Source organism: Citricoccus nitrophenolicus (assembly GCF_047305825.1).
In the GTDB taxonomy this organism is placed as follows: domain Bacteria; phylum Actinomycetota; class Actinomycetes; order Actinomycetales; family Micrococcaceae; genus Citricoccus; species Citricoccus nitrophenolicus.
The window spans coordinates 2,093,103-2,111,918 of the sequence record NZ_CP063070.1 but is presented as its reverse complement, the minus strand read 5'-3'; the positions used below and the strand labels follow the sequence as shown (position 1 = coordinate 2,111,918).

Below are 18,816 nucleotides of genomic sequence, written 5' to 3'. Positions count from 1 at the left end.
GGTCCCGGTGGGAGTACCCCGCCGAGCCCATCACCTCATCACTCGCACCCGGCCCTCGCACGGCTGGGCACCCGAGGCCTGACATCGGAGCCCTACATGCAGCGCAAGCTACCCGCGGCCGCCCTGGCCGGACTCATGACCATCGGCATCCTGGCCACGCCGGCCGCCGCCACCAACGCCTCAGAGAACGCGGCCCCCGCGGCGGCTGAGTGCACCGCGGAGAACTTCGCGGACAACCAGCCGGGCAACCACTACTACGACTTCGTGCGCTGGATGCAGTGCTCCGGCTTGGCCGAGGGCTTCAGCGACAACACCTTCGGCACCTTCACGGACATCACCCGCGGCGAGTCGCTGTCCCTCGTGTACCGCTACGTCCAGCCGGACACCGAGCCAGGAGAGCAGTCCTTCCCCGACGTCCCGGAGGACAACGCCCACTTCGAGGCCATCAACTGGGGCATGGCCGAGGAGATCACCACCGGCTACTCGGACGGGGAGTTCAAGCCGAGGCGTGACGTGACCCGTGGCGAGTTCGCCTCCTTCCTGTACCGCGCCCTGGATCCCACGGTGGAGGGCGCCGCGAAGGAGTTCGACGACGTTCCCGAGTCCAATGCGCACCATGACGCCGTCTCCTGGCTGGCCTCCGAGGGCTACAGCGTGGGCTACCAGGACGGCTCCTTCCGTCCGGGCCAGCCGATCACCCGCGGCGAGGTGGCCAAGCTGATGCACGGCTACCACCAGGACCAGCCCGTCGAGGAGCCCGAGGCCCCGGCACCGGAGATGCCTGCGGGCGAGCCCGTCCTGCTGACCGACCCGTTCCTGCAGAACCCCCAGGCCGGCCAGACCACCGTCGCGTGGTTCACCGAGCTGGAGGGCCAGCGGCACTACGTGGTCACCGGGGACGTCTATGACCTGACGGCCGAGGACCTGGTCCCCGCCGCGAAGAGGGCCGAGGCCTCCACCAACGGCGTGTTCCAGTCCGAGGCGCAGAACGTCCAGTTCACGGTGACCCTGGCCGATTCGTCACAGATGTCCCGCACCGCCGAGGATGCCGACTCCCTCCTCTCGGACGCCCCGGGGGCAGAGGACGGAATCGTCTCGCGTGACATCTTCCGCCACGAGGCCACCGTGACGGGGCTCGAGGATTCCGGCGAGGTGGACTACCGCGTGGTGTCCATGTTCGATGGCGCCCCCGTCCTCTCGGACACCTTCGCCCTCGAGGACGCCAAGACGGCCGAGGAGGACGCCAACATCCTGCTGACCTCGGACCACCAGGCCAAGGACAACACCCCGGCCAACCTCGAGTGGGCCGAGACCGTCATCGGTGACATCGACGCCGTGTTCATGGCCGGGGACCTGGCCAACGTGCCGGACCGCGCCTCCGAGTGGTTCGACTCCGAGAACGGCCTGGCCTTCTTCCCCGGCCTCCAGGGCAACGCCGGCTTCGAGGCCCCGAACGGCGAGACCTATGACGGCGGGCAGATCCTGCAGTACGCCCCGATCTACACGGCCATCGGCAACCACGAGGTCCAGGGCCGGATCGACGGCATGGACTCCCTGGATGAGTCCTTCAACTCCCCGGTGCCGCGCGAGGTGGCCGAGGCCGAGTACGAGAAGGTCGCCGCCGAGGTCAACCCGTCCGGTGACGAGCGGGTCAAGGAGCAGTGGATCGAGGACAACTCCTTCTCCACCACCACCTATGAGGAGCTCTTCACCCTGCCGGAGTCCGCGTCCGGCGGCGAGCAGTACTACGCCGCCACGGTGGGCAACACCCGCCTGATCTCGCTGTACTCGACCCGCATCTGGCGTTCGGACATCAACAACGAGGACCCGGCCGCCCGCCAGGCGAACTCCCGCTACCAGGAGGCGCAGGAGAACCTGGAGGACCCGATGGCCCAGGGCCACGGCTCCTTCCCCTTCGAGACCCTGGCCGTGGACTCGGACCAGTACCGCTGGCTGCAGGAGGAGCTCTCCTCGGACGCCACCACCGGTGCCGAGAACGTGGTGGTCATGATGCACGAGGGCCCGCAGGGGCTGGGTGACAACATCGCCCCGCACTTCGCCGAGCCGACGAGGATCGAGGAGCAGGATGAGGACGGCAACGTCACCGGCATCCGCTACGAGTACGAGTCGGAGGACAACAAGCTCCTCACCGACCTCACCCCGTTGATCGACGCCGAGGGCACCGCCGTGGACCTGGTCTTCAACGGCCACTCCCACCTATGGAACCGCTTCGAGTCCGAGCATGGTGTGAACTACCTGGAGACCTCCAACGTGGGCAACTCCTACGGCGCCTACCACGAGCTCTCCGGTGACTCCCGTCCGGTCCCGGAGGCCCCGTGGAACGCGGAGAACTACGTGGCGCAGGGCAGCCCGGGCGGCCTCGAGCCGATCGTGCCGTCCGAGCGCCCCTTCGCGTCCCTGGTGGACCCGGATCAGGACGCCCCCTACGTGGCCTCGAACGACTACAGCATCTTCACCAACCTGGACGCCCAGGCCGGCTCGGTGACGTCGTACATCCTGGACGCCAAGGACCCGGACGCCGTGCCGGAGGTCCTGGACGTGTTCATGCTGGACTGATCGGCCGGTTACGATCACGCTCGAGGTTGAGACTCGCCGCAAGAGTCACCCTCAAGCGTGCTCATAACCCAGTGAGCGGGCCGTCGTTGTCTTCGGACACCGGCGGCCCGCTGCGTTCGGTGGCGTAGTTTGACCTGGTGAGTGCACCGCAGAACCACCAGCCCGACGCCGGCTCGGGCCCCTCCCGAGCCCCGTTCGCCATCGGATTGGCCTCCTTCACCTCGAGCTTCGACCGCTTCGCCGTGAGCCCGCTACTGGTGTTCCTGGCCGTGGACCTCGGGGCATCCCTGGCGCAGACGGTGGCCGTGGCCGGCGTGTACTTCCTGGCCTACGGCTTCACCCAGCCGCTCTGGGGCATGCTCTCCGACCGCTTCGGCCGGCTACGGGTCATGCGCCTGGCCCTGGCGGGCGCCGCCCTGGCCGGGGTGGGGTCCGCGCTGGCCCCGGGACTGGGAATGCTCATCCTGCTGCGGGGACTGACCGGCGCCCTCTTCGGTGGAATCATCCCCACCTCCATCACCTTCATCGGGGACACGGTCCCGAACCACCACCGCCAGTCGGCTCTCGCGGACAACATGGCGGCGGTGGCCGTGGGGACTGCGCTGGCCACGGCCGTGGCCGGCGTGGTGGGCAGCACACTGGGCTGGCGGGTGATGTTCGCGCTGCCGGTGGTGCTGGCCCTGGCATGCCTGCTGGCGCTGCGCTGGGTGGCGGAGCCGGAACGGCCTGGTGGCCAGGGGCTGTGGCGATCACTGGTCGAGAGCCTGTCCAACCGCTGGATGCTCGCGATCATCGCCCTGGCCCTCCTGGAGGGTGCCGTGGTGCTGGGGCTGCTCACCCTGCTGGCCCCAGCCCTTCAGGAGACGGGCCTGGACGCGGCCACCGCCGGACTGGCCGTGGCCGCCTACGGCGCCGCCACCCTGGTGGCGAGCCGGCTCGTGAGGCCGCTGGCACGGCGCTGGCCCGCCCACCGGCTCATCGCGCTCGGCGGGCTGGGCATGGTGGCCGGGTACGCCGCCGTCGCGCTCCAGGTCTCCGTGGGCACCGTGGTGTTCGCCGCCGCGGGCCTGGGATGGACGTGGGCGCTCATGCACACCGCCCTGCAGTCCTGGGCCACCGTGGTGCTGCCACAGCTGCGCGGCACCGCCGTGTCCCTGTTCGCCGCCGCACTGTTCGCCGGCAGCTCGGTGGGTGCCCTGGTGGCCGGACCCCTGGCCGACGACGGCCGGTGGACCCTCCTGTTCGGCGTCACCGCCGCGGTGGCCGGGCTGGTGGCGGTACTGTCCTTCGTGGCCCGGCGTGCGTACCACGTGCACCACGGCCAGTGATCCCGCTCCTCCCCTCCCTCCCCCTCCACGCAACTGGCGGTCGAATCCGGCCCACTTACTCGCGGGTAACCACGAGAAACGGGCCGGATTCGACCGCCAGTTCTGAGTGGATTCAGCGAGAACGGACCGGGGCCTCCGCTTCCGCCTCGGCCGGCGACGTGTGCACTGAGACCTGACGGGGCTGGGTGGAGACGATCGAGATGTTGCCCGTGGCCAGCGGCTCGGAATCCACCGAACGCTCGATCCGGGTGGCCAGCGGCTTCTCGTAGACGAACATCAGCAGCACGGCGGCGATCAGGCCCAACGGGGCGATCCACAGGAAGATCGGGGTCAGGGCATCCGAGTAGGCGGTGATCACCAGATCATGCAGCGGCTCGGGCAGGCCGGAGACGAGCGCGGGGGTCAGGGAGTCCGTGTTGCCCATCTGGCCCGCACCCGAGTCGGGCAGGCGCTCCGCCATCAGGTTGACCAGTCGGGAGGCGAACAGGCTGCCCACCAGGGATGAGCCGAGCGTGGCCCCGATCTGGCGGAAGTAGTTGTTCGAGGCAGTGGCGGTACCGACCATGGTGGCCGGGAAGGTGTTCTGCACGATCAGCACGAGGTTCTGCATGGACAGCCCCAGGCCCACGCCGAGCAGCCCCAGATACGTGCAGGCCACCCACAGCGGCTGGTGCGGGTCCATCTGGGAGAGCAGGGCCATGGCTCCGGCGATGATGAGCGCACCGGCCACCGGGTACCACTTGTACCGGCCGAACTTGGAGACCAGCGCACCTGAGGTGGTGGAGGTGATGAGCATGGCACCCATCATGGGGATCATGGCCAGCCCGGCCACAGAGGCGTCCAGGCCGAAGGACATCTGCAGGTAGGTGGGCATGTACCCCAGGGCGCCGAACATGGCCACGCCGATGCACAGCCCGGCAATCGTGGTGAGCACGAAGTTGCGCTCCCTGAACAGCTTCATCGGGATCAGCGGCTCAGCAGTGCGCCGCTCCACCAGCACGAAGGCGGCGGCGGTCACCACGAACACGGCGATCAGCCCCAGGATCACCGGGTCAGTCCAGGCGTAGGTGCCGCCGCCCCAGGTGGTCACGAGCACCATGGACGTGGTGGCCGCAGCAATGAGGGCCATGCCGCCCCAGTCCAGGGTCGGCCGCCCATACGTGCGGGGCAGCTTGAGGAAGAGGATCGCGGCCAGCAAGGCCACCACACCGATCGGGATGTTGATCCAGAAGGCCCAGCGCCAGCCGGGGCCGTCCGTGAACCAGCCGCCGAGCAGCGGGCCGATCACCGAGGACAGAGCGAAGACGCCTCCCATGACGCCCATGTACTTGCCACGCTCACGCGCCGGGACCACATCGGCGATGGACGCCTGGGACAGGATCATCAGGCCTCCACCGCCGAGGCCCTGGATGACACGGGCCACGATCAGCGTGCCCATATCCGTTGCCAGGCCACCGACCACGGAACCGACCATGAAGACGGAGATGGCGAAGATCAGCAGGGGCTTACGGCCGATCTGGTCGCCGATCTTCCCGTAGATGGGCATGACGATGGTGGTGGCCAGGATGAACGCGGTGATGACCCAGACCATGCTGGACACGCCGTTGAGTTCACCGACGATGGTGGGCAGCGCCGTGGAGAACACCGTCTGGTTCAGCGAGGCCAGCAGCATGGCCAGCATCAGTCCGATGAAGAGGGGCACGATCGTGCCCTTCGGGACCGTTGAGGTGGGGGCGGACGCTGACCCCTGGTGTGCGCCCTGGGAGGTGGTGGTCATGCAAGCTTCCTGTAGAGGTCCTGGTAGAGGTCGAGTGCGGTCGTCAGCGAGTCAGTCTCCAGCCGCGCCCCGGGCATGCCGCCGCTGACGATGAGATAGCGCAGGGGAACTCCGGCGGCCATGGTGAGCATGCGGGACACGCTCTCCACGCTGTGCCCGGCGAGCCCCTCGGACCACTCCGGGTGGTCGGCCATGGCGGTGGCGATCGCCTGGTAGACGAGGTCCTCGCCCACGATCATCATTTCCCGGCGCCGCAGCAGCAGATGCGGGAACTTCTCGAACAGCCGGGAGCGTCGGTCAGCGTCCCCCTCGGCGTAGGTGCTGCGACCCACCGCCAGCAGCAGTTCGGTGGTCCGCTGGATCAGTCCATCCGTGGCCAGGAAGTCCTCCGGCAGCTCCGGGACCGTCGGGGTCCGCACGCCGAGGATCGCGTCCTCTTTGGTGGGGAAATAGTTGAAGAAGGTCCGCTGGGAGATCCCGGCCTCGCTGGCGATGGCCTCCACGGTGACGTGCTTCGTGTCATCGTCGAGGGCCAACTCGGCCGCGGCATCGTGAATCGCGTGCCAGGTCTCGGTCTTTTTGCGCTCGCGAAGAGAGGTGGAATCCGTGGGGGGCATACGAATATTATTGCATCACTGCACTTATTGCGCAACTGCAAAATTGCAGTGATGCACGTCACTCAGCTCGACGCCCACCCCGCTCACAACGCAACTGGCGGTCGAAAGGTGACCTGAAATCCCGATCTCTCGGCAATTTCGGTCACCCTTCGACCGCCAGATCTGCAGAAGGGCTGAACTACCGCCCGTGCAGGGAGTTCAGCTGGTCCGCCGCGGACTCGACCGCCTCATCCACCGGAGGCTCCCCCGGCTGGCCGTACTGCTGACCGGACTCCTGGCCGTCCTGCTGGGCAGAGTCCTGCGCAGCCTGCTCCTCGGCCATCCGGCGGACCTCCGCGACGTCCAGTCCCTTGACCTGGGTCAACAGGTCCTCCAACGCACTGCCGGGCAGGGCGCCGGCCTGGGAGAAGACCAGCACGCCGCCGCGGAAGGCCATCAGCGTGGGGATGGAGGTGATGCCGGCCATCGCGGCCAACTGCTGCTCGGCCTCGGTGTCCACCTTGGCGAAGACCACGTCGTCATGCTGCTCCGAGGCGGCCTCGAACACGGGGGCGAACTGACGGCACGGGCCACACCACTCGGCCCAGAAGTCCACCAGCACGGTGTCGTTCTCGGCAACGGTGGTGCCGAAGGTGTCTACGGTGATGTCTACGGTGGCCATGGAGGTTCCTTCCGGAAGGGGTTCGGGGGCACTCCAGGGTGAAGCGGTATGGCGGGCCCAGGTATTCCCAGCTCGCCCAGCAGCCGCGCCAGCGCGACCCGGTCCCGCTGGGACAGGACGGAGAAGTACCCCCCGGCCTCCCGCGGCGAACCCCTCCCCCCTAGGCGCAAAGTGACCTGACCCCCGCCGTTGTGACGCAGTCCGGTCACTCTGCGCCCAGCGCGCCGGGGAGGCGTGGCCGCCGTCGAGGTGTCCTTCGGCGCACACCTCCGCGGTTGGGCCGCTTCCAGGACCGCCAGATCCTCGTGACCTCCCCTTTTCTGCGGAGTGACAGTCACTCCGCCTCGTGGACCCGCTCCATCACCACCCCAACCCGCCGGTGCGGTAGCGCCGCACCCTCGGGGAATTCGTGAAGCGTGTCCTTGACGAGCGCCGGACGACCGGCTTGGATGGAGTGATCGGCATCACGATCCTCCGTCCTGCCGGAACGCACCGACCGTCGTCTCAGGGGCCACCGCACCCGCAATTCCCTGAGGAGAACCATGCACCGCACCGACCCACACCACACCTCGAAGCCCCGCCGCCTGGCCGCCGCCGCATTGGCCCTCGGACTGGTTGCGGGTGGTGGCCTGGCCGCCCAGCCCGCCGCCGCCGTCGGCGAGGGCCCGAACTACGGCGGCAACGAGACGGTCAACACCTCGATACTGCACACCTATGACGAGCTGGTCGCTGAGTTGCAGAAGCAGGATGCGAAGCAGCCGGCCATGGAGCTGGAGGTCATCGGCCAATCGGTCAAGGGCCGGGACATCCACTTGGCCAAGTACCTGTCCAACCCTGACAACCCGACCATCCTCTACCTGACACAGCAGCACGGCAACGAGCAGCTCACCACTGAGGGGGCTCTCGACTTCATCAAGTCACTGGGCACCGGAAAGATGAAGGGCGTGCTGGACGGGGTCAACATCCTGGTGCTGCCGATGCTCAACGCGGACGGTGCCATGGGGGACGTGGACTTCTCCCTGGACGACTACATCGCCTCCGGGGACCGGCACCTGACCCGCTACAACGCGAACGAGGCGGACATCAACCGAGACCATATCGACAGGATCGAGCCGGAGACCCAGGCCCTGCACGAGAACGTCCTGGGTGCCTATGACATCGACTACATGGTGGACCTGCACCACCAGGGCTCCCGCTCCGAGGCCGATGGTGAACTGGTCTCCGGTTCGATCCTGCATCCCACCACCCCGAACGTGGACGCGGAGGTGCTGGAAGGCTCCAAGCGCCTGGGCTCCATCGTCTACAACGCGATCGAGCCCACCGGCTGGGGCCACCTGGGCAAGTACGTGGGCGGTTCTGCTGAGACCATCGCCCGCAACGGCATCGCCGTGGAGTACGACATCTCGACACTGCTGTTCGAGATGCGTGGCATGTCCGACCACGAGAACCCAGGATCGGTGCTGGGGCAGAAGTCCAACGGATATCTCATCAAGCAGACGGTGACCACCCTGGAGTCCACGGCCCGAGCCCTGTCCGACGGTTCGGTGGAGGCCGCCGACACCACCTTCTGGGACACCCTGACCGAGCAGTCCTGGGCGGGCTGGCCAGCCGAGTGACGCCACCCGGCGTACCGTGGAGGCATGGCCACGTCGCTTGCCACCACCCTCCGCCTGGACTCCCGGTTTGTCACGGACCTGCCTGAACTGGCCATCCCGTGGCAGGCCGAGGAGGCGCCGGAGCCCACCGTGGTGGCCGTCAACGAGCAGCTGGCCGTGGATCTCGGGCTGGACCCTGAATGGCTTCGCAGCTCAGCCGGCGTCCGCGCCCTCCTCGGCCAGGACCTCCCGGCCGGCTCTCAGCCCGTGGCCCAGGCCTACACCGGGCACCAGTTCGGCATGCTGGCCCCGCGGCTGGGAGACGGCCGGGCCCTGCTCCTCGGTGAGCTCACCTCCCCGGACGGGACCCTCCACGATCTGCACCTGAAGGGCTCCGGCCGCACCCCCTTCTCCCGGGGCGGGGACGGCCGTGCCGCCCTGGGGCCGATGCTCCGCGAACACCTGGTCAGCGAGTCCCTGCACGCCCTCGGTGTCCCCACCACCCGCTCACTCGCGGTGATCGGCACGGGGCGGACCATCCTGCGCGAGGACGGCTACCACCCCGGGGCCGTCCTGGTCCGGGTGGCCGCCAGCCACCTCCGCGTGGGCAGCTTCGAGTACGCCCGGACGCTGGAATCCCCCGGCCTGGTCCGGCGTCTCGCCGAGCACGCCGTCCACCGCCACGCACCCGAGACCGACTCCGCCGAATCTCCCGCCCGCGGCCTCCTCGCCACCACCGTCACCACACAGGCCTGGCTCATGGCCCAGTGGCTGTCCGTCGGCTTCGTGCACGGGGTGATGAACACGGACAACATGACCATCTCGGGCGAGACCATCGACTACGGCCCCTGCGCCTTCGTCGACGGCCTCGACCCCGCCGCCGTCTTCAGTTCCATAGACACCGGCGGCCGTTACGCCTATGGCCGCCAGCCCGCCATCGCCCAGTGGAACCTCACCCGCTTCGCCGAGACCCTCCTGCCCCTGCTGCACGATGATCCGAACGCCGCCGTCGAAGCGGCCCAGGACCTCCTCGCCACGTTCCCGCGGCACTTCGGGCAGGCCTGGGCCGCCGCCATGCGCGCCAAGCTGGGTCTGAATCAGGAGGTGGGGGACGACGTCGCCGGCCCCCTCGCGGACGAGCTGCTGGCCCTGATGGCGGCCGGCAGGACCGACTTCACCTCCTTCTTCCGCCGCCTGGGCCAACACACCGAGCACGGCGACGACGGCCCCCTCACCGGCGCCGTGGCGGACGCGGCGGCGCTCACCGACTGGCTCGAACGGTGGCGCGCCCTGGGCCCCGATCCCGAGCTCATGGGCAACTCGAACCCGGCCTACATCCCCCGCAACCATCTGGCGGAGGAGGCGCTGACGGCAGCGGAGGCCGGTGACCTCGAACCCTTCGAGCAGCTGCTGGGCGCCGTCCGGGACCCCTTTCGAGAGCGCGAGGGACTGGCACGCTTCGGCCAGCCCGCCCCGGAGGGCCACGGCCCCCACGTCACGTACTGCGGCACCTGACCACCTTCTGCACCAAGTGACTCCACCCCCACCGTCGTGACGTGTGCCGGTCACTCTGTGCCTGAGGAACCGGGTATTTTTGGGGAATGACCTGGGGGACTGATGAGGAACAAGCCATTCGACGCGGACGCTGGGTCGCCTGGTCGCCCTTCCTGCTGACCGTGATCGTCCTGGCTGGCATCCTCGCTTACGGCGCCGGTATCTATGCCGATCTCCCGGACCCCGTCCCCACCCACTGGGGTGCCAGTGGCGAGCCGGACGCGTGGGACGAGAAGTCCTTCGGCAGCGTCTTCATGGGGCTGTTCATCAGCGCCGGAACCGCCGCACTGATGGCCGTGCTGGCCCTGATCGCCCCGGCGGTGGCCCAGCCCCAGAAGGACCCCACGCCGTACCAGCGTTACCGGCAGGAGGGCACCACCCGGGCCATCGTCTCCGTGCTGGGCTGGGTGTCCGCGCTGACCGCGCTGTTCGTCGGCTACGTCAGCGTCACCGGGTGGATCGCCCCGGACCAGCTCCACATGGTCGTGCCACTGGTCCTCTTCATGATGGGCATCCTCGCCGTGATCGTGCTGCCCTTCCGCAGCTGGGAACGCTGGGCCACGCACCTGGCCGCCGCCCACGGCATCCACCCGAGCCCAGAGGATCTCGCCGAGGATCGGCTGTGGTTGCCCGGCGGGATCTACAACAACCCGGACGATCAGCTCATCCTGGTCCCCAAGCGTGAGGGCCACGGCACCGGACTGACGGTCAACGTGGGCCACCGCCGGGGCAAGACCGCCGTCGCCGTGTTCGTGACCGTGTTCGTGGTCGCCCCGATCGCCCTGGTCGCCGTGCTGAGCACCTTCGGCTGAGCCGTTCGGCCGAGTCGCAGGGCCGAGTCGCTCGGCCAACCCAGCCACCTCGACGCCGGGGGCAACACGCTTCGCGTAACCGGCCGGCGTCGTGAACAATGAATCCAAACGGGACCTGCGGCGCAGCGGGTCTCCACATCCCCGCTGGAAGGACCCCTCGTGGCAGAACACCAGTTCGGCTTCCGTACCCGCGCGCTGCATGCCGGCGCCGTCCCCGATGCCGTGCACGGTTCCCGTGCCGTGCCGATCCACCAGACCACCTCCTACGTCTTCGAGTCCGCCCAGGACGCCGCGAACCTGTTCGCGCTGCAGAAGTACGGCAACATCTACTCACGCATCGGCAACCCCACCGTCGCCGCCTTCGAGGAGCGCATGGCCTCCCTGGAGGGTGGGATCGGGGCGGTGGCCACCGCGTCCGGCATGTCCGCGGAGTTCGTCACCTTCGCCGCCCTGGCCGGGGCGGGGGACCACATCGTGGCCTCGTCCAAGCTCTACGGCGGCACCATCACGCAGCTGGACGTCTCGCTGCGACGCTTCGGGGTGGAGACCACCTTCGTGGACTCCATGGAAGCTGCCGACTTCGAGGCCGCCATCCAGCCGAACACCAAGGCCGTCTACACGGAGATCGTGGCCAACCCCTCCGGCGACATCGTGGACCTGCCCGGCCTGGCCCGCGTGGCCCACGCGGCCGGGGTGCCGCTGATCGTGGACGCCACCCTGACCCCGCCGTACCTGATCCGCCCCTTCGAGCACGGCGCGGACATCATCATCCACTCCGCCACCAAGTTCCTGGGCGGCCACGGCACCACCCTCGGCGGCGTCGTCGTCGAGTCCGGGACGTTCCCGTGGGACAACGGCAGGTTCCCGTCCATGACCGAGCCCGTGGCCTCCTACGGCGATGTCTCCTGGTGGGGCAATTTCGGTGAGTACGGTTTCCTGACCAAGCTGCGCTCCGAGCAGCTGCGCGATTTCGGCCCGGCCCTGCCGCCGGCCTCCGCCCAGCAGCTCATGCTCGGCCTCGAGACCCTGGCCCAGCGTATGGACGCCCACCTGGCCAACGCCTACCGCGTGGCGGCCTGGCTCGAGTCGGATGAGCGGGTCTCCTGGGTCAACTTCGCCGGGCTGCCCTCCCACCCGCATCACGAGCGGGCCAAGGAGCTGCTGCCCCAAGGCGTCGGGTCCGTCTTCAGCTTCGGTGTGAAGGGAGGGCGCGACGCCGGCGCCTCCTTCATCTCGAACCTCCAGTTGGCGAGCCACCTGGCCAACATCGGAGATGCGAAGACCCTGGTCCTGCATCCCGCCTCCACCACCCACCAGCAGCTGACGGCAGAGCAGCTCGTCTCCGCGGGCATCCCGGACGACCTGATCCGGCTGTCCGTGGGCATCGAGGACGTGGAGGACATCCTCTGGGACCTGGACCAGGCCCTGGAGGCCGCCGTGCATGGCGCGGGCAGCACTGACGCCACCGAGATCGAGGAGGAGACCAAGTGAGCACCGCATTGCCTGACCGCACCTGGACCGGACCATCCGCGCCGGAGCGCCTGCGCCTGCTGCGCGAGGCGAAGTCCATCGCCATCGTGGGCGCCTCGGACAAGCCGGCCCGCGCCAGTTACTTCGTGGCCACGTACCTGAACAGCTCCACCACCTTCGACCTGTACTTCATCAACCCGATCCTGGCTGAGAAGGGCACCGAGATCCTCGGCCACCGGGTCTACGCCTCCCTGGCGGACCTGCCGGTACAGCCGGACATCGTGGAGGTCTTCCGCAAGGCCGAGGATGCACCGTCCGTGGTGGAGGAGGCCTGTGCGGCGGGCGCCAAGACGGTGTGGCTGCAGCTGGGCATCTGGAACGAGGAGGCCGCTCACCAGGCCGAGTCGGCCGGGATGACCATGGTCATGGACCGCTGCGTGAAGATCGAGCACGCCCGCTTCCATGGCGGCCTGAACCTCGCCGGTTTCAATACGGGAGTCATCTCCTCGAAGCGCCAGGAGTTGGACCGGTAGACAGAGCGAGACCCCGGGCTACCGGCTGCGGAGGGGAATCGCATTACGCCGGACCCGGGGTCCCTGTCATCACTCGCACCTTCATCACTCGCACCTTGATGAGGTGCTTTCAGCATAGGAAACGAAGGTGGGGACGAGCCCCACACCAGCTGTGAGAACTCTGTGGATCGCAGAGACCTCGTGGCGAGCCCGCACATGACGAGACCCCGGGCTATCGGCTTCCCGTAGGAGGGCCGGACCCGGGGTCCCTGTCATCACTCGCACCTTCATCACTCGCACCTTGATGAGGTGCTTTCAGCGTAGGGCCCGAAGGTGGGGGCCACCCCAACGGCAGCTGGCAGATCACTGATGGTGCGAGACCACCGCCATGGCCGGGCGGGCCTGACGCACGGCGCGGGCCACGGCCATCAGGATGTCCGGAAGCTCCGCCGGAGCGCCCGGGCCCAGGCTGCCGTCGCTCGCCCGGCGGCCCTCCACGGTCTCCAGAACCGTGAACCCGGCACGGGACAGGCGCTCCACGTTCTCCGTGAACAGCGGGCGGGCCATCACCCCGGCCGAGACCGAGGGGACCAGGACCACCGGGCACTCTGCGTCCTGCACCACGGCCAAGGCCAGGGAGTCGCCGATTCCGGCAGCCAGCTTCGCCACGGAGTTACCCGAGGCCGGGAAGACCACCACGGCGTCGGCCCAGGCGGCGATCTCCCGGTGGGGCACCGGCAGGTCTGAACCGTCGAACCAGCCGGGGCCGAGGACCTCCCGGCGGCTGGCAGTGCGGAGCATGGCCGGGGTGACGAAGGTCAGTGCGTTGCCGGTCACCAGGACCCTCACCTCGACCTCTGGGTACCAGGCACGGATCGCCTCCAGGTGCCCGGGCAGCGTGGAAGCGGCCAGCGCACCGGTGACCACCACCAACAGGTGGTTGCGCGGCAGGCCCAGACGGGCGGGACGGTGTTGTGTCATCACCGCACCTCCCGCAGGGCGTCCATGGGTTCGAGCCGGGCCGCCCGCCATGCCGGCAGGAGGGCAGCCACCAGGGCCGCCAACAGCACGGAGACCAGGATGACGGCCAGTCCGACGGCGTCGAATTCGAAGAGGTTGAGTCCCGGCAGGTCCAGGCCCGCCATCTCCAGGACCGTGGGTCCGGCGCCCAGGCCCACCGCCAGGCCCAGGGCGATGGCCACCACCGCGCCGACCGTGCTGAGGATGAGGGCTTCCAGCGCGATCGACACGAAGACCCTGCTCCGCGGCATGCCCAGGGCCCTCAGCATGCCGATCTGGCGGGTCCGTTCCTGGACTGACATCAGCAGGGTGTTCACGATCCCGAAGAGTGCGGCCAGGATGGCCACGCTGGCCAGGATGTTGAGCAGCAGGAGCACGGCCGAGACGATCGACTTGTAGTCGCCCACGATCTGCTCGGCCGTGGAGACCGTGTACCCCGCTTCGGAGACCGCCTCCACGATCCGGGCCGGGTCGTCGCCCGTGACGAGCATGTGGGCGTACCAGTCGCCGCCGCCCTCGGACCCCACGGCGGAGAGCTCCTCGAGCCGATCGCCGAAGGACTGGTTGCCGAAGGGGATGTTCCCGCCGATCAGCGCCTTGACCTGGACGCCGGAGATCGTCGCCTCGAGTTCCCGGACGTCTCCGTCCTGGCCCAGCACCCCCACGGTCACGGTGGAGCCCACGGCGTCCTCGTCCGAGGGGAACCCCAGAGGCTCCACCGCGTACTGCGGGATGATGATCCGGGGGTCGTCGGTCTCGGCCGTCAGCTGCTCGCCGGCCGAGAGGTTGGCCGTCTTGCCGGGCCAGTTGCCGTTGTAGATGAAGCGGAACCTCTGGCCGCCGTCGTACGAGTAGTACAGGGGGGACACCGGCAATGAGGCCTCCACCTCGTCACCGGGCTCGAGGCGGGACTCCACCGTCTGGAGGTCGTCCTCATTCAGGATGCCGGCGTCACCGGCCACCCCGGACTCGGCCATGGACTCGTCATACTCTTCCATCCGTTCGTTCAGGAAGGACATGGGGCTCGTCTTGGTGACCTGGACCGTGTCCGTGGCGCCCACGGCGCGGGTCTGGGAGTCGATGTAGGCGTTGACGCCGTTGCCCAGTCCACTGGTGATGGTGAAGGTGAAGGCCCCGATCACCACCGCCACGATGGTCAACAGTGCACGCAACGGCCGGCGGAAGGCCGACCGGTAGGCATTGATCAGCAGGTCCGTGGTGGTCATCGTGCGCCTTCCATCGTGGTGCTGGCCGGGTCACTCAACCGGCCGTCGAGAATGGACACCTGGCGTCCGCAGCGCTCGGCCAGTTCACCGCTGTGGGTGACCATCACCAGGGTGAGCCCGTACTGTTCGTGGAGGTCGAAGAGCAGCCGAGCCACCTTCTCCCCGTTCTCCTGGTCCAAGGCACCCGTCGGCTCGTCGGCGAAGAGCACGCGGGGCCGGTTGACGATGGCCCGGGCGATGGCCACCCGCTGGCGCTGACCGCCGGACAGGTTCCCGGCCCGTTCGTCGATCCGGCCCTCAAGGCCCAGCGGCTCCAGCGCCTGGAGGACCGCCTCCCGCCGGTCGCGCCGCGGGATGCGGCCGACCATCAGTGGCATGGCCACGTTCTCCATGACCGAGGCGCCCTCGTCCAGGTGGAACTGTTGGAAGACGAAGCCGAATTCCCGGTTGCGCAGGGTGTCCAGCTCCCTCTGGGTCAGGGCGCCCAGGTCCTGATCCCGGAATCGGACCGTGCCGCCGTCGGGCCGGTCGAGCGCCGCGAGCACATGCATCAGGGTCGACTTCCCAGAACCGCTGGGGCCCACGATCGCCAGCGTCTCGGCCTCGGCGATGTCCAGGCTCACGCCTCGGAGTGCGTGGAATCGTGACTCCCCTGCCCCGTAGACCTTCTGGAGGTCCGAGGCCTGAAGGATCGGGCTGCTCATCGGCATCCCCTCTCTGTGGTGGTGGTCTGTGGCCCTGCGCCGGCTCTCACCTCTCGCAGGGTGTCCTGCAGGAGGGCGTCGTCCAGGCCCACGCCGGCAGTGGGGCAGGACGGGTGCTCGCGGTCCGGGCTGAGTCCCCGGTTCTCCAGCGCCCACCGGGACGGCGACCCGCCCAGGCGGTACTGGGGCAGGGTGATACTGAAGTCCCAGCCCAGGTCCCAGCGGCGGTGGAAGCCGGTCCCGGCGCCCACCGTGCGGCGTCCCAGGACCGTGGCCCGGGGGTGTTCTGACAGCAGGGCCGCCAGGTGTTCACCACCGGATCCGGTGCTCTCGTTGATGAGCACCACAGCCCGGTCTGGGCCTTCGATCAGGGGGATCACCGCCGAGCCGGCCACGCGGGCCGCGGCGGACCGCTGCAGCATGTGGGTCAGGAGGGCGGCGAGGTGATCGGCCAGCTGGCCCCCGGAGTTGTACCGGAGGTCCAGGACCAACGGCCGGTTGCCTCGCCACCTGCGGCAGAGGTCCCTCACCGCCGCATAGCCGGACGTGGAGACATCCGGCACCACCAGGTACTCGGCCTCGGACGCCAGGACGCTACGGGAATGGTGGCGCAAGCGCGTCAGCAGGTCTGCTGACCCGCCGTCCGCCGCAGGCACGGCGTGCTCGGTGTGCTCGGCGTGGTCTCGGAGGCCAGCATGGGACTGCCCGATCTCGCGCAGGGCGCAGCGGACCAGGAGGGCCAGGTCCTCGCGGTCCCGCACTCGGCCGGCCAGCCCCCGAAGCTCCTCCGTCACCCGGCCCTCGGGGACGCCCAGCGCCGCACCGCCCGCCGCACCGCCCGGGAAAAAGGAGGCCAGGTGCAGGACCTGCTCCAGGACCGCCCGTGGATGGGGCCTTCGGGATGGAACGGCCTGGGCGGGTCCGGGGCGTTCGCCTGGGTCGGCTCGGACGTCCACGCGTCCGGAGCGGGCCTGGAGAACCGTGTCCTCGGCGGCCAGGGAACACCACCGTTCCACGCCCTCCAGTGGCGAGGCCGTCCCCGCCCAGGGGCTGACGGGCCTGGCGCTGAACACCAGCTCGCCCTCGCGGGTGAAGGCCGGGGCACCCAGGTGGGTTCCGGGGACCTCCAGGTGGGTCTGCTCTCCGGAGGTCAGGTCGACTACGTGCAACGAGGCTCCGCGGTTCCCGGTCTCCTCGGTCCACGCCACCAGTTCACCGTCCGGACGGAGTGCCGGCCGCCCCCGGCGGTGGCACCGTACCGTGCTCAGCCACCGCAGACTGCCGTCGGTCAGCACCTCGGCGACTCCGGCCACGTCGCTGGAGACCACCGTCCTGCCCGCGGCCGTGACCAGGTGGTCCACGTGGTGGTCTCGGAGCCCAGGGACCTGGAGCGTGTGGCACTGCTGTCCTGCGGGATCCAGCCCGTGGACGAAGACCTCGGTGGCCGTGCGGGCCAGGAGCACGGTACGTCCGTCCTGGCTGCGATCTTCGGCCACCACCCACTCGGCCGGTCCCAGCGGGGAACCTGCATCGGCCATCAAGGGGGATTCGGGCGAGGGCCTGGTGGGGACGGACACGGCGATCAGGGACTCTGCCCCCGGGTCCAGGATCCAGGCCCGGCCGGCGGACCCGACCACCAATCGGTCCTTACTGCGGTGCAGGCTGGTGGCTCCCAGGCCGGTGAACCGGGTGTGGCGGGTGATCGGGCCGGCGCCGTCGGTCCGGGTCGAGTAGACGTCCACCGCCCCGTGGAGGTCATCGAGGAAGTAGAGGCGTTCCCGGAGGATCCGGCCGTCGGCCGCGTTGCCGATGGCCACCGGAAGGTCAGTGGGGACATGGGGGCCCAACCGCTGGAGCCGCCCTGCCGCCCCGCCGCGATAGCTCCGCCAATGGGCAGGATGGATCCCTGCCGTGGTGATGATCGTGCTCTCCGGGTGGTGGCCGTCCGGATCGTGGTCGATGCTGCCCAGATGGTTCACCCCGCGGAGATGGTCCGGCACGGTGCGGGTTCCGGTCACGTCCAGGATCACGTTCTCCACGAGCGCCGCGTCCTCACCCCGCAGGCCCAGCAGGACGTGGTCCGGGGTGGCCCAGCCGATCGGAACGGGGGCTGTGCCGAAGGTGCCGAGGGCCGTGCCGGTTGGGTCCCGGGTCCCGTGGATCGCCACCTCGTAGCCGCCGGCTGTGGAACGGACCACCACGGCTTGGTGCCGGGCGGGGTGGCCCAGCACGAACCTGCAGTCGAGGTCCTCATGCACGAGGGCCCGGGGGCGGATCGGATGGGCTGGACCGTCCGAGGCACCCGGGTTGTCCAGCGCCAGGCGACCCTCGAGGACCCAGGCGGTCCCCTGGGCAAGGTAGACGAGGTCCTCGGCGGCGGCCGACGGCTGATGGATGATCTGCTGGTCCATGGATGACCTCCCTCCTCTCCGGCTGAGCATCGTGCGGTGTCAGTACTCCAGTCTTCGGGGAGCCGGCGGAATCGACCCTGTACCGATGTACAGGTTTTCGCGGGCAAGACCGCGGGGGCCGCCCCCGTGCCTGTGGCACTGGGACGACCCCCGCGGACAGGTGTCGGGGTCCGCAACTTCGCGTGACCCGACGCCGGCTTCGTGTCACCTGGGTGACCGGTTCAGCAGGACGTGGACTGGAAGCTGGCCAGCGTCGCCTCACCGGCGACCTCGACCACCTCGAACTCATGCATCTCATCAATGAACATTCCCTACACCCCCTCTCCTCTACATCACATGCCCTCCCGGGCCCGAATCACCTGCGGCGACCCGTTCAGCAGGACGTGGACTGGAAGCTGGCCACCGTCGCCTCACCGGCGACCTCGACCACCTCGAACTCATGCATCTCATCAATGAACATTCCCTACACCCCCTCTCCTCTACATCACAGACCGCCCCGGACTACCGTTCGGCAGCCCGATCAGCAGGACATGGACTGGAAGCTGGCCACCG

Annotated in this window: 14 protein-coding genes; 7 read left to right on the top strand and 7 right to left on the bottom strand. The window is 69.0% G+C overall.

What is annotated here, in order from left to right:
* Positions 1-96 precede the first annotated feature (96 nt).
* A complete protein-coding gene (locus IMT31_RS09755) occupies positions 97-2,577 on the top strand; it encodes an S-layer homology domain-containing protein (protein WP_413542609.1) in 2,481 nt (826 codons plus the stop codon).
* Positions 2,578-2,714: 137 nt separating this feature from the next.
* Positions 2,715-3,905, top strand: a complete 1,191-nt coding sequence (locus IMT31_RS09750; protein ID WP_413542608.1) for an MFS transporter — start codon at positions 2,715-2,717, stop codon at positions 3,903-3,905.
* A 112-nt stretch (positions 3,906-4,017) separates the two neighbouring features.
* Here IMT31_RS09750 and IMT31_RS09745 read toward each other — a convergent pair whose 3' ends face one another.
* From IMT31_RS09745 to trxA, 3 genes are all read right to left on the bottom strand, one after another.
* Positions 4,018-5,682: an MDR family MFS transporter gene (locus tag IMT31_RS09745; protein WP_413542607.1), complete on the bottom strand. Its 1,665-nt coding sequence runs from the start codon at positions 5,680-5,682 to the stop codon at positions 4,018-4,020.
* On the bottom strand, positions 5,679-6,299 hold the full coding sequence (locus IMT31_RS09740) for a helix-turn-helix domain-containing protein (protein WP_345357942.1): 621 nt from the start codon (positions 6,297-6,299) through the stop codon (positions 5,679-5,681). The genes IMT31_RS09745 and IMT31_RS09740 overlap by 4 nt, the downstream gene beginning before the upstream one ends.
* Before the next feature lie 178 nt (positions 6,300-6,477).
* Positions 6,478-6,960: a thioredoxin gene (gene trxA, locus IMT31_RS09735; protein ID WP_413542606.1), complete on the bottom strand. Its 483-nt coding sequence runs from the start codon at positions 6,958-6,960 to the stop codon at positions 6,478-6,480.
* Between the two features lie 542 nt (positions 6,961-7,502).
* On the opposite strand from trxA, the gene IMT31_RS09730 reads away from it, so the two are divergent.
* The 5 genes from IMT31_RS09730 (at position 7,503) to IMT31_RS09710 (ending at position 12,924) form a co-directional block, all read left to right on the top strand.
* Positions 7,503-8,576, top strand: coding sequence for a M14 family zinc carboxypeptidase (locus IMT31_RS09730; RefSeq protein ID WP_413542605.1), 1,074 nt, complete (start codon positions 7,503-7,505; stop codon positions 8,574-8,576).
* Between the two features lie 24 nt (positions 8,577-8,600).
* A complete protein-coding gene (locus IMT31_RS09725; RefSeq protein WP_413542604.1) occupies positions 8,601-10,070 on the top strand; it encodes a protein adenylyltransferase SelO in 1,470 nt (489 codons plus the stop codon).
* A gap of 86 nt (positions 10,071-10,156) precedes the next feature.
* Positions 10,157-10,921: a DUF1648 domain-containing protein gene (locus IMT31_RS09720; protein ID WP_413542603.1), complete on the top strand. Its 765-nt coding sequence runs from the start codon at positions 10,157-10,159 to the stop codon at positions 10,919-10,921.
* A gap of 159 nt (positions 10,922-11,080) precedes the next feature.
* Positions 11,081-12,412: an O-acetylhomoserine aminocarboxypropyltransferase/cysteine synthase family protein gene (locus tag IMT31_RS09715; protein WP_345357927.1), complete on the top strand. Its 1,332-nt coding sequence runs from the start codon at positions 11,081-11,083 to the stop codon at positions 12,410-12,412.
* Positions 12,409-12,924, top strand: coding sequence for a CoA-binding protein (locus IMT31_RS09710; protein WP_413542602.1), 516 nt, complete (start codon positions 12,409-12,411; stop codon positions 12,922-12,924). Before IMT31_RS09715 ends, IMT31_RS09710 begins: the two co-directional genes overlap by 4 nt.
* 342 nt (positions 12,925-13,266) lie before the next feature.
* Here IMT31_RS09710 and IMT31_RS09705 read toward each other — a convergent pair whose 3' ends face one another.
* Genes IMT31_RS09705 through IMT31_RS09690 form a run of 4 tightly spaced genes read right to left on the bottom strand, consistent with a single transcriptional unit; the run spans position 13,267 to position 18,264 of the window.
* Entirely contained in the window at positions 13,267-13,884 is a 618-nt protein-coding gene (locus IMT31_RS09705) for a flavoprotein (protein WP_413542601.1), read from the bottom strand.
* Positions 13,884-15,149, bottom strand: coding sequence for an ABC transporter permease (locus IMT31_RS09700; RefSeq protein ID WP_413542600.1), 1,266 nt, complete (start codon positions 15,147-15,149; stop codon positions 13,884-13,886). Before IMT31_RS09700 ends, IMT31_RS09705 begins: the two co-directional genes overlap by 1 nt.
* The gene (locus tag IMT31_RS09695; protein ID WP_345357915.1) at positions 15,146-15,853 is read right to left on the bottom strand and encodes an ABC transporter ATP-binding protein; all 708 of its coding nucleotides are present in this window, start codon (positions 15,851-15,853) and stop codon (positions 15,146-15,148) included. Before IMT31_RS09695 ends, IMT31_RS09700 begins: the two co-directional genes overlap by 4 nt.
* Positions 15,850-18,264, bottom strand: coding sequence for a S41 family peptidase (locus IMT31_RS09690; RefSeq protein ID WP_413542599.1), 2,415 nt, complete (start codon positions 18,262-18,264; stop codon positions 15,850-15,852). Before IMT31_RS09690 ends, IMT31_RS09695 begins: the two co-directional genes overlap by 4 nt.
* Between the last annotated feature and the right edge of the window lie 552 nt (positions 18,265-18,816).